This is a genomic window from Mucilaginibacter panaciglaebae, from assembly GCF_039539265.1.
Taxonomy (GTDB): Bacteria; Bacteroidota; Bacteroidia; order Sphingobacteriales; family Sphingobacteriaceae; genus Mucilaginibacter; species Mucilaginibacter panaciglaebae.
This window is the reverse complement of record NZ_BAABCV010000006.1, coordinates 88,387-100,601: the sequence shown is the minus strand read 5'-3', so window position 1 is coordinate 100,601 and position 12,215 is coordinate 88,387. Positions and strand designations below refer to the sequence as shown.

Here is a 12,215-nt window from a genome sequence, read left to right as displayed (position 1 = left end):
TCTTCAATCACTAATCTTTTCTCGCTACGCGAGCGCCACTTCCTTTATTTCGCCTACTATTACTTTTTTCGGATCCTCTATATCACGACTAACCGATAATATAATGCCGAACGCAATGCTGGTAAATAACATTGACGTACCACCCATACTCACAAAGGGTAGCGGCACACCTGTTACAGGGCCCAACCCCACGGCTACGGCCATATTGGCAAATGCCTGTATGGTCAAGCTAAAGCTTAATCCCGCTGCCAGCAACGCACCGAAAGCTTTTGGCGCTTTAGTTACTATTTTGATGCACCGGTAAAGCAGAAAAAGATATAGCCCTATCAAGATAACGCCGCCCATTAAGCCATATTCTTCGATGATGATAGCGTATATCTCATCGGAATACGCTTCGGGCAGATAGTTAACCTCACTGCTTTTTCCAGGGCCCTTGCCAAAAATACCACCCGATGCAATGGCTATCTTGGCGTGATCTGCCTGGAATGACTTATCGGGATTAGCTGCCTCGGGGTGCATGAACGTATGGATACGCGACACATAAGTTTTACGACGCGGGCCCAGAAAAATCACCCCGGTCAGCAGTACCGCCCCTGCCAAACAGGTTATGGCAATTTGCTTGATACTTATACGACCGATAATTAACAGCAATACACTAACACCAAACAACATTAAGGCCGTAGAAAGATTAGCCAATGCAATCAGGATAAACACTGTACAAACTGCACCCATTATGGGGATGAATGATTGCTTAACATCTTTTATATTTTCTTGCTTACGCGACAATGACCTTGCCAGGTAAGTAATCAAAGCCAGCTTAGCCAAATCGGAGGTCTGGAAACTCAAGCCCGTGCCCGGAATAGCGATCCAGCGGCTCGCATCGTTAACATGGCTACCAAAAATCAGTGTATAAAACAGCAATGGAATGGTGATGTACATCAGTAATTTGGAGATGCCCGAATAATAACGATAGTCTAATTTATGCGAGATATACATCAGCGCGATACCACCTACAATCATAGCCAGGTGCTTCATCAAAATCGACTCAACACCTACGCCACGCTTATAAGCCAGCGTACCAATAGCGCTATATACCGACAACAGCGATACCAGCGACAGCAGAATGACTATCAGCCATATCCAACGGTCTCCTTTGATGTTTTGTAATATCTGGTTCATTTATTTGTTACTTACTTGTCATTGCGAGAAACGAAGCAATCGCGAACTTTACTTCCTCGCGATTGCCACGCTATCGCTCGCAATGACATACTTATTATTTTCATTTACACATCCGCACATTTATAGCTCCTTCACCGCGGCTTTAAACTGATTGCCGCGATCTTCATAATTTTTAAACAGGTCAAAACTGGCACAGGCCGGCGATAATAATACCGTATCACCTTTTGTAGCCAGGTGATAAGCCGCCTGTACCGCATCAGAAGCCGAGGTAGTGTTAACTATAATATCAACATCATCCTCAAAAGCATCATGAATGCGCTGGTTGTCTCTGCCCAGACAAACTATGGCCTTTACCTTTTGTTTAACCAGATCTCTTAACATTAAATAGTCATTACCTTTATCAACTCCACCCAATATCAACACCACATCGCTGGTCATACTTTCCAGCGCATACCAGGTAGAGTTTACGTTAGTAGCTTTCGAGTCATTAATGAAGCTAATGCCCGATATTTTACCAACAAATTCCAATCTATGTTCAATGTTTTTGAACGTGGCGAGGCTATCTCTAAGGGTATCGTTCCTTAATTCGAGCACCTTTGCTACTATGCCTGACGCCATAGAGTTGTAGATGTTGTGCTTGCCTTGCAGCGCTAGTTCTGTAATTGACATTTCAAAATGTTCTTGTGGTGTGTTAATGACAATATTGTCGTTTTCGAGATCTGCTCCCGTGGTTACTTTTTTTTCTATCGAGAACGGATAAAGCTTAGCATTAAAGCTTCTGTCTTCCATTCCTTTTATCGTTTCCATATCATCAGCGCAATAAATAAATACGTCATCCGCACGCTGATTTTGTGTAATGCGGAATTTTGACGCCGCATAGTTTTCCATTTTGTAATCGTATCTGTCGAGGTGATCGGGTGTAATGTTCAACAGCACCGCTATGTCAACCTTAAACCGGTACATATCGTCCAGCATAAAACTGCTTAGCTCCAGTACATAGCTATCAAAATTTTCGGTAGCTACCTGGTAAGCAAAGCTTTTACCTATATTACCGGCCAGGCCTATATTCAATCCTGCATTTTTCAGGATGAAATAAATTAGGCTGGTTGTAGTAGTTTTACCGTTTGATCCGGTTATACCGATGATCTTTGCATTGGTATATCTGCCGGCAAATTCAATCTCCGATATCACTGGAATACCCTTTTCTCTGATCTTTTTAATGATCGGCGCTTTATCAGGTATACCCGGGCTTTTGATCACTTCCACGGCAGCCAGTATCTCGGCTTCGGTATGTCCATTTTCTTCAAGGCTGATGTTCCACTTTAATAAGTGGTCTTTATAATGCGGGGCTACCGCACCAAAGTCTGATACAAAAACATCATAGCCCTGCTGCTGCGCAAGGTATGCCGCACCCACTCCGCTCTCGCCCGCACCGAGGATAGCTATCCTGCTGCCTTTAGGCGAATGATTTAGGTTTGATATTTCGTTTTTGTTAGTCATTCTTGGTTCATAGGCCATGGTCAATAGTCCATGGTTCTTTTATTTATATTTCTATTATCTATTAATCTTCCTCATCCATGGACCATCGACTATGAACCATGGACTAAGCAGCGCTATCTCAACTTCAAGGTCACCACACTCAATATAGCCAGCATAATGCCGATGATCCAGAAGCGGGTTACAATCTTAGCCTCATGGAAACCTTTCTTTTGATAATGGTGATGCAACGGCGACATCAGGAATATCCTGCGGCCCTCGCCATATTTCTTTTTGGTATACTTAAACCAGCCTACCTGCATCATTACAGACACATTCTCCATCAGGAATATGCCGCATAGCAAGGGCAGCATCAGTTCCTTACGGATCAGGATGGCGAACACCGCAATGATACCGCCTATAGCCAGGCTGCCGGTATCTCCCATAAATACTTGTGCCGGGTATGAGTTATACCACAGGAAACCCACGCAGGCCCCTACAAAAGCACCGGCAAAAATCACCAGCTCGCCCGAATTGGGGATGTACATAATATTCAGATACTCTGATATAATGTAGTTACCCGAAACGTAAGCCAGTATAGCCAAGGTAATTCCTATAATTGCCGAGGTTCCCGTCGCAAGCCCGTCTATACCATCAGTAATATTTGCGCCGTTTGATATTGCGGTGATGATCACAATGACAAAAAACAGGAATACTACGAGCGTATAATTTTCATAACCCGGGCCTAAAAATTTAAGCACCTTGCCATAATCCAGTTCATTATTTTTATAAAAGGGCAACGTGGTTTTATGTGATGTTATGTCCTGTGTCAGAACCGGTTTATTACCACGCATGTGGAAATCAATTTTAGCATCATACTGCACCGGTGGCTTAACCTCCTGGCGGATAGTTATACCTTTATTGGTAAACATAACAAAGCCGATAATAAGCGCTAAACCCACCTGCCCGACAATTTTAAATCGTCCGGCCAATCCCTCTTTATTCTTTTTAAATACCTTAATATAATCGTCAAGAAAACCGATCGTCCCCAGCCAAACGGTAGTAACTATCATCAGTATTACATAAACGTTATCAAGCTTGGCAAACAACAAAGTTGGGATCAGTATACCAGCGATGATGATAAGACCACCCATGGTAGGTGTACCGGCTTTTTGCATCTGGCCCTCCAGGCCCAGGTTGCGTACAGTTTCGCCTACTTGTTTGTAACGTAAGTAGTCAATCAATCTGCGGCCATACACGGTAGTTATAACTAATGACGTAATAACCGCCATAGCCATCCTAAACGTGATGTACTGAAACACCCCCGCTCCCGGAATACTATAGTTTTTGTACAGATAAGTAAATAAGTAATATAACATACTATCTATTTGATGTGCAGATATGCAAATGCGCAGATGTGCAGCTTTTTAATTTTTTAATGTGTTGATGATATTATTTTACAGCCAACGCATATCTTCACATCTGATTAAATTGATTTAACAACTCTTCTTTATCGTCAAAGTGATTTTTCACGCCTTTTATTTCCTGGTATTTTTCATGGCCTTTGCCTGCCAGCAGGATAATATCTCCCGGTTTGGCCAACATGCAAGCTGTTTTTATAGCCTCATGACGATCAGCAATGCTTGCAACATTAAACTTTGACATTATTGGCACCCCGGCTTCCATATCCCTGATGATTTGTTCAGGATCTTCCGAGCGGGGATTGTCCGAGGTCAGGATCACCTTGTCACTCCACTCACAAGCCACTTTGGCCATTACCGGGCGCTTAGTCTTATCACGGTCGCCACCGCAGCCTATTACGGTGATGACCTGTTCATTGCCCTTACGGATGTTATGAATAGTGGTCAGCACATTTTGCACTGCATCGGGTGTATGCGCATAGTCTACAATGCCAATGATCTTGTTTGCCGATACTACATAATCAAACCTGCCTTCAGCACCCGACAATTTACTGAGGCTGGTCAGTACTTTAGCATGATCCTGATCAAGGAGCACTGCAGTGGCATAAACAGCCAGCAAGTTGTAAGCATTGAATGTGCCTACCATTTTAAACCAAACCTCTTCGTTATCAACCAGCAATAACAATCCGCCAAACTGATTTTCAAGGATCTTGCCTTTAAAGTCGGCCATGTTTTTAAGGCCGTAGGTCTTTTTGTGAGCCCTGGTATTTTGCAGCATTACATTACCGTTTTTATCATCGGCATTGGTTAATGCAAAAGCATTTTTAGACAAGCCGTCAAAAAACGCTTTTTTGGCTCTCAGGTAGTTGTCAAATGTTTTATGGTAATCTAAATGATCATGTGTCAGATTGGAAAATATCGCACCGGTAAAATTCAGCCCCTCAATGCGATGCTGCGCAACGGCGTGCGAGCTTACTTCCATAAAGCAGTAGTCGCAGCCCTGGCCAACCATCTCGTCCAGCAGCCGGTTCAATTCAACCTGATCTGGTGTGGTGTGACTTGAGGGGATAACCTTACCATTGATCTGGTTTTCAACCGTCGACAATAAACCGCATTTATATCCCAGATCTCGAAACAGCTGATATAATAGTGTTGCAATAGTAGTTTTACCATTTGTACCGGTAACACCTACCAGCTTTAATTTTCTGGATGGATTATCATAGAAATTAGCCGATACAATACCCAGGGCAGCAGCCGAATCTTTTACCATCAGGAAGTCAGCCTCGGCAGCAGTATGGCCCGGCAGTTCTTCACAGATCACCGCAACGGCACCATCCTGAATTGCTTTATCAATAAAATCATGACCATCAACCTGAGTACCTCTGACCGCCACAAACAAGCAACCCGGCACAACCTTGCGCGAATCAAACACAATTGCGCTGATCTCTACGTCGGCTGCGCCCTGCAGCTCAGTAAATGCTAATCCGGTTAATATGTCGCTCAGGCTTCTCATTCTAACTCTATAAATATCTTTGACCCTTTTCGTGCAGCACTTCCTGCTATTATCGATTGGGTAGTTACTACCCCGCTTCCTTTTGCCCCTACTTTGTAGCCGGCATTACCCAAAGCATATAAAGCATCGCTCAAACTCATGCCTGTTACATCCGGCACCGTACCCGCTTTATATTTTGTATCATCATAAGGCAATCCTTCACTGGTATCAATACCGGTAGTGGTAGATGCATATAACGGCTTCACACCTAGTTTGCTGTAAACCTTTTTAATGGCGGCCATATTGCCATGCTTAATCTTAGGCATAGTGGTGTTACCCACAAAATGGACCGTTGCACCGTGGCTCAGCTCCAGGTCGCTTGCATAAACGCGGTCGGCAATCTTTCTGAACACCGGGCCGGCCACCCGCGCCGCCAAATGCGAGCCTATACGCGGATTACTGATCACCACAATCATGGAATACTTCGGCCTGTCGGCAGGAAAATAGCCGCAGAATGATGCTTGATGCTCATCTTTAGCGCCATAACCCGCCGAGCCGTGTGCTATTTGGGCCGTACCGGTTTTACCCGCTACGCTGTATAAATTATTTTTAATGACCAGTTTACCGGTGCCTTCTAAAACTACGCCCTCCAACAAGCCTTTAACTTTAGCTAATGTTTCATCAGAGCATACTTTGTCATTGATCACCCGCGCCTGAAAACGTTCCACGGTATTACCCATACTGCGAATCTCCTTAACAAAAATTGGCGCTATCTCTTTGCCATTGTTAGCTACCGAGTTATAGAAGGTAAGCATTTGCAACGGGGACAGTTTCAACTCGTAACCGTAAGCCATTTGCGCTACTGTTTGCAATTTGTTCCAGCTTTTTGACGATGGATTTTTAATAAGCGGCCGACCTTCACCGGGGATTTGCAGATGATTCCGCTCATTTAAATGATAACTATACAACGCATCAGTAAACTCCCTCGGATTAGCAGCATAGTGTGAATAAGCTAACTTAACGGCGCCTACGTTCGATGATTCTTCAAAAGCCCTTTTTGCACTTATTATACCACCGGCGTCTTCGGCGTCTTTAATATGCAGAAAAACTTTACCGTTGCGCGGATTGATCATATCATAACGCCCATGCTGGATATCAACCTTAGTGTTGGTGTCAATTTTATGCTGATCAAGCAGGGTCATGTAAGTTGCCAGTTTAAAGGTCGAGCCGGGCTCTGCCTCAGCAGCAATAGCATAGTTGAACCGCTCCTGATAATCTCCGTCTTTTGTCCGGGTAAAATTGGCAATAGCACGAACTTCGCCTGTAGCAACTTCCATCAGCACAACCGTACCAAAATCTGCCTGAATGCTATCCAGTTGTTTTCTTAAGGCCTTTTGTGCGACATCCTGAAAGTTTACGTTGATGGTAGAGATAATATCTGCGCCGTCTTTTGCGGCTACTTCATCCTCATCGTCGTTTACCGGAACATATACTCCGCCCGCTATACGCTGCATCAATCGCTTGCCGTTTTCGCCATCGATATATTCAGCATAGGCACCTTCTAAACCTACTGCGTTTTTTACGTTCTCGTTTTTGTAGCCAATGGTACGGGCGGCCAGTGACCGAAATGGCAAAATACGTTTGTTTTGCTGCAGAACGATCAGCCCACCTTTATACCTGCCCATACGGAAAATTGGAAACTTGCGGATCTGTTTTAATTCCTGAAATGTTACGCGGCGTCTAATCAACTGGTAACGGGAGCTGTCCTTACGGGCGCTGCGCAGCATTCTTGAATAATACCGCTCTGTTTTATCAGGATACAACTGAGCAAGTTTGGCCGCCAGCGAATCAACTTTTGCATAGAAAACTTTATCCTCAAAAATACCGCCGGCAAACATATCCATATGCAGTTCATATTCGGGTACTGACGTCGCCAGCAAAGCACCGTCAACCGAAATGATATTACCACGGGTAGCCTCAACATTTTCATAACGGGTTGAAAGCTTAGCCGCCATCGACTTCCATTTTTCGCCCTGTACAAATTGCAGGCGGCACATTTGTATCACCACCGCCAAAGCAAACAGTAATATCAGGCCAAAGGCCAGATATACACGCAGCAATATATTGGTTCTGATACTCATTGATCGGCATCCTCCTGTACTGTAATTTTTTGCGCCGGCTGTAACGCCTCCTTAATACCCAGGGTATCTACCCGTTTAGCCACTTCTGACAATGTGCTTTTATAGGCCAGATCTGCCTGGTTTACTTTATACTCCCAATTCAGTTCATGAACTTCTTTGGTTAATTTGTCAATGTCGCGTATGTTCTTCTCGGCCAGGTGACGGTTAGCAATGTAAATCATCCCTAAAAAAGCCAGGTATAACACAAACGGCAACGCACGCGTAGCTTCGTCGGTAGTTATAAACCCCTTTGTTAAAAATTTGGTCAAAAAGTTTTCAGGAATCTCCTTTGCAGGTTTTTCCTCCACGATCAACTCGCTCTCCAACTGCTCCTTCTCAACTTCGGTACGTAAACGATTGGTCATACTTACTTTTTAACTGCAATTCTTAATTTTGCACTGCGTGCCCTGTTATTCTGGCCTATCTCCTGAACCGAGGCTGTAATAGCACCGCGACTCACCGCATCCAACGGTTTCTGATCGTTACCAAAAAAATCTTTCTCCACCTCACCGCTGAACTTCCCTTTCGCTATGAAATTCTTCACTAACCTATCTTCCAGCGAGTGGTAAGACATTACCACCAACCGGCCGCCGGTTTCCAGCACCTCAGCAGCTTGCATTAAAAACTCCTTTAGCGCCTCCAGCTCCTGGTTAACCTCAATACGCAATGCCTGAAAAACCTGCGCCAGGTATTTGTTTTCTTTTCCACGTGGTATCCGATCAGAGATCGCAGTCTTCAGATCAGCCACCGTATTGATCGGCGCATTCAGTCGCGCGGTTATGATAGTATGCGCCAGCGATTTGGCATTTTGTATCTCGCCATACAAGCCGAATATGCGATGCAGATCAGCCTCGGTATAAGTATTGATCACCGTTTTGGCGTTTAACTCGGCTGCCTGATTCATGCGCATATCCAGTTCCGCATCAAAACGGATTGAAAAACCACGCTCAGCCTCATCAAACTGGTGCGATGAGACACCCAGATCGGCCAGGATACCACTTACCGGCATTGCTCCATGCAAGCGGCAAAAGTTTTTCAGGTATCTGAAATTCTGATCAATAAACTCAAACCGATCGTCGTCGATCATATTACGTTGCGCATCTGCATCCTGATCAAAAGCAAGCAAACGGCCGCCTTCGCCCAGGTGTTTTAATATTTCTCTCGAGTGGCCGCCACCACCGAAGGTCACGTCCACGTAGGTGCCATCCTTGCGGATATTTAATCCGTCAATACATTCCTGCAACATCACGGGGCTATGATAATTATTCATCATTCCTCCTTCCGCCCATCACCTCCTCGGCCAGGTTTGCAAAGTTTTCGGGCTCGTCGTCCAGTTGTGAATCATACGCATCCTTAGCCCAAACCTCTATTTTATTAAACTGGCAAGCCAGCACCACATCGGCACCAATACCCGCATACTCCAAAAGCGACTTTGGCAAAAGCACCCTGCCTGCACTATCAAGCAGCAGTTCTGATGCGCCACGGGTAAAGTAGCGGATAAATTCGCGGGTCTTTTTTTCGTACGAATTGAGCTTGCTCAGATCGTCAACTATCTTATCCCATTCTTTGCGGGTGTAGATAACCAAATGCTTTTCAAAGCCGCGATTGATAACAAGCCCCTCACTTACAGCTTCTGGAAGCTGTTTTTTGAGGCCAACGGGTATCATCATACGCCCTTTAGCATCCAGTTTACAATCAAATTCGCCTAAAAAATTCGACATTCTACACTTTGACAATTATGGTAGTGTAAAAGTAAATCACTTTTACCACTTTATTACACTTTTTACCACCAAAAAGTTTTCAACATTCAAAAAATGTTTTTATCTCCCACTTCGGCTAAACACACAAAAGATTGATATTCTAATTAACTGACTACCAGAATTAAAGCAAAGTGGAGATTTGAAAGGTTAAGTAAATTGCTTTAATGAACGATTATGGCGAGATTAGTATAAACCTGTAACAAATGAGAAGCCTTACCCCACTTATATTAATAATTGTTTTACTATTTGCCGCGAAGCCATTATTTGCGCAAGAAACTGTTAATAAAGGAGATATAATTATTCATATTCATGGCTCCGGACCGGATTTTATGAGTAAATACCAGGTAGATATCTACAGGCGGTCAAATTCGATAAAAATAATTTATGCTGTTTTTGACAGTATCAGGGTTTCGGCGACACGGAAAGATACCGCATTTGCGCGGGTGTCTGCAAAATACATGAAAGGCGGGGGAGATAGTATCGAAAATAAAAGGCTTTCAGATGCAGTCTATGACTATTTCGAGCGATATTCTGTATACGACCGCGATTCAGTCACGATTGCTGTCAGAAAAGATACTGCCTATAATCACTTACTCGAGCGCGTAGCCAAAGCTCATACAGAGGACCTGCTGCAAACTGAACGAAACAAAAATAGAAATTTATTAGATGGCGTTCATATGGCTTTTACGATGGTCACCGCATCGGGCAAGAAGGTAGTTGGAGCCAGGAGCCCGCGCCAAACCTCACATCCGTTATTATATAGTTTGTTATCTGAAACCATGAAAATTGGCAGAACACATAAACTTGGTCCATTTTTACACAGGAAGAGTTTTGGGGGTTACTAAATTTAATGCCGTTGTTAAGGTTAAATAACCCCATACAAAGCTCCGCCTTTCTCGCCCATCGCATCCACACGTTTTTCAACCTCGGGATCTTTTTCTAACACCGGCGCATGATGCGGTTTTATCCGCGCATCAATGATCAACGGACCATAACAGCCCCAATGCTTGTGCTCCATAAACTCGTTGATACCATAAATATCGTGCGACGGATTGCTGCGGGTAAAGGTCACCCAGACAAAGTTGTTCAGGTTTTCAGCCGCAAAGACGGCATCATCACACAAGACAAACAACGGGATACCGGTGAGGTCGGCCTCGGCAAAATGCTCTTGTAAAAACTCGATGACCATCGGCATATCGCTGGCGCGGATGTTTTTGGGCACCTCGATAGCCAACACGCCGGGCATCACCATTTGGTAATTTACCAGCGGCTTTGGTAAGCTGAAATCGACAGGCACCTCGCGCCATAGCTCGCGTTTAATATCGCCGGCTACGGTAACGGCTACTTTGCTGCCCGAATTTAGTCCGCTGCCACTATAGTCCAGCGTATCAATAGTCGTGCGGGTATAAAAATGCAGGTCGCGGGCCGGATTAATGCGTTGCAACATATGCGTCAGAAACTGACGGATATTATTTACATCCAATGCCGGGTCATCCTCTTTAGCCGCAATGAACAGATATTTAGCCAGGCTCAGTTGATTTGTACCCAGGATGTGATTGGCAATGGTTAATATCTCCTGCGGCTTTCGTTCTTTTATATAAGGGGTGTAGCGCTCGCTGCCGATGGCAAATAACAAGGGATGCACACCGGCTGCATCAACCGCATTAACGGCATGTAATCCCGGGATCTCTTCAGATAAGGCAGAACCGGCTATCTCATGGATCAGTGCACCAAAGCTGGTGTCCTCCTGCGGCGGGCGGCCAACCACCGTGAACGACCATATAGCATCTTTACGGTGATATACATTACGAACTTTTAACAGCGGGAAGGGATGCGTCAAACTATAGTAACCCAAATGATCGCCAAAAGGGCCTTCGGGTTTATTATCGTGCGGTTCGACAGTGCCGGTAATAATAAAATCGGCATCTGCAGAAATACAGAAACCTTCCTCATCATAAAAATAGCGGAAATGGCGGTTACCCAGTGCGCCTGCAAAAGTCATCTCAGACAAACCCTCAGGCAGCGGCATTACGGCAGCCACCGGATGCGATGGCGGGCCACCTACAAAGATGCTTACCTTAAGTGGCTGCCCCGTGGCATTAGCTTTGGTTTGATGTACACCAATACCGCGGTGCAATTGGTAATGTAAACCGATCTCTTTATTTAATATATAATCATTACCCGCCAGTTGGATACGGTACATACCCAGGTTAGCATTCATGATGCCGGGCTTGTCGCTATCTTCGGTGTAAACCTGCGGCATGGTCACAAACGGACCACCGTCTTTAGGCCAGTTCACAATTTGGGGCAGGTCGCTGATATTACACTTCTCAAAATGCTTACGCCCCGCTTTCATGGGCAACGCCGATAGCGCGGTAAATAACACGTCTGCATATTTAAGGGGATGTTTGAACGCCCTGCCCGGGTGGTTCTTTACCTCGACCAAAGTCTTTACTTTTTCCAGCGAGTCGCGGAAGATAAACTTCGAGCGCTCCAGCGTACCAAACAGGTTTGACACCGCCGGAAACCTGCTGCCCTTAACTTTCTCAAACAATATAGCAGGGCCGCCCGCCTCGAAAACGCGCAGATGTATGGCGGCCATTTCCAGGTATGGGTCAACTTCTTCTTTAATGCGTATTAAATGGCCGTGTTTTTCAAGGTCGGCAATGCAGGCTTGTAAATTTGGGTAACCCATAGCACAAAGGTG

At 44.9% G+C, this 12,215-nt stretch carries 10 protein-coding genes; 1 reads left to right on the top strand and 9 read right to left on the bottom strand.

Going from position 1 to position 12,215, the window contains the following annotated elements:
- Positions 1 to 24 precede the first annotated feature (24 nt).
- The 8 genes from ABD772_RS09690 to mraZ form a co-directional block, all read right to left on the bottom strand.
- Complete coding sequence (locus tag ABD772_RS09690) at positions 25 to 1,179, bottom strand: FtsW/RodA/SpoVE family cell cycle protein (RefSeq protein WP_345103332.1); 1,155 nt, start codon at positions 1,177 to 1,179, stop codon at positions 25 to 27.
- 120 nt (positions 1,180 to 1,299) lie between these two features.
- The gene (gene murD / locus ABD772_RS09685) at positions 1,300 to 2,679 is read right to left on the bottom strand and encodes a UDP-N-acetylmuramoyl-L-alanine--D-glutamate ligase (RefSeq protein ID WP_345103723.1); all 1,380 of its coding nucleotides are present in this window, start codon (positions 2,677 to 2,679) and stop codon (positions 1,300 to 1,302) included.
- A 113-nt stretch (positions 2,680 to 2,792) separates the two neighbouring features.
- On the bottom strand, positions 2,793 to 4,034 hold the full coding sequence (gene mraY / locus ABD772_RS09680; protein WP_345103330.1) for a phospho-N-acetylmuramoyl-pentapeptide-transferase: 1,242 nt from the start codon (positions 4,032 to 4,034) through the stop codon (positions 2,793 to 2,795).
- Positions 4,035 to 4,131: 97 nt separating this feature from the next.
- Complete coding sequence (locus tag ABD772_RS09675) at positions 4,132 to 5,589, bottom strand: UDP-N-acetylmuramoyl-L-alanyl-D-glutamate--2,6-diaminopimelate ligase (RefSeq protein ID WP_345103328.1); 1,458 nt, start codon at positions 5,587 to 5,589, stop codon at positions 4,132 to 4,134.
- A complete protein-coding gene (locus ABD772_RS09670; RefSeq protein ID WP_345103326.1) occupies positions 5,586 to 7,709 on the bottom strand; it encodes a penicillin-binding protein in 2,124 nt (707 codons plus the stop codon). Before ABD772_RS09670 ends, ABD772_RS09675 begins: the two co-directional genes overlap by 4 nt.
- Positions 7,706 to 8,113, bottom strand: coding sequence for an FtsL-like putative cell division protein (locus ABD772_RS09665; RefSeq protein ID WP_345103324.1), 408 nt, complete (start codon positions 8,111 to 8,113; stop codon positions 7,706 to 7,708). The genes ABD772_RS09670 and ABD772_RS09665 overlap by 4 nt, the downstream gene beginning before the upstream one ends.
- Before the next feature lie 2 nt (positions 8,114 to 8,115).
- Positions 8,116 to 9,021 (bottom strand): 16S rRNA (cytosine(1402)-N(4))-methyltransferase RsmH, encoded by a 906-nt coding sequence (gene rsmH, locus ABD772_RS09660; protein ID WP_345103322.1) that lies wholly within the window; start codon positions 9,019 to 9,021, stop codon positions 8,116 to 8,118.
- Positions 9,011 to 9,469, bottom strand: a complete 459-nt coding sequence (gene mraZ / locus ABD772_RS09655) for a division/cell wall cluster transcriptional repressor MraZ (RefSeq protein ID WP_345103320.1) — start codon at positions 9,467 to 9,469, stop codon at positions 9,011 to 9,013. Before mraZ ends, rsmH begins: the two co-directional genes overlap by 11 nt.
- A gap of 242 nt (positions 9,470 to 9,711) precedes the next feature.
- Between mraZ and ABD772_RS09650 the strand changes: the two genes are divergently transcribed.
- Positions 9,712 to 10,353: a hypothetical protein gene (locus tag ABD772_RS09650; RefSeq protein ID WP_345103318.1), complete on the top strand. Its 642-nt coding sequence runs from the start codon at positions 9,712 to 9,714 to the stop codon at positions 10,351 to 10,353.
- Between the two features lie 20 nt (positions 10,354 to 10,373).
- On the opposite strand, the gene ABD772_RS09645 is transcribed toward ABD772_RS09650, so the two are convergent.
- Positions 10,374 to 12,203 (bottom strand): UbiD family decarboxylase, encoded by a 1,830-nt coding sequence (locus ABD772_RS09645; RefSeq protein WP_345103316.1) that lies wholly within the window; start codon positions 12,201 to 12,203, stop codon positions 10,374 to 10,376.
- Between the last annotated feature and the right edge of the window lie 12 nt (positions 12,204 to 12,215).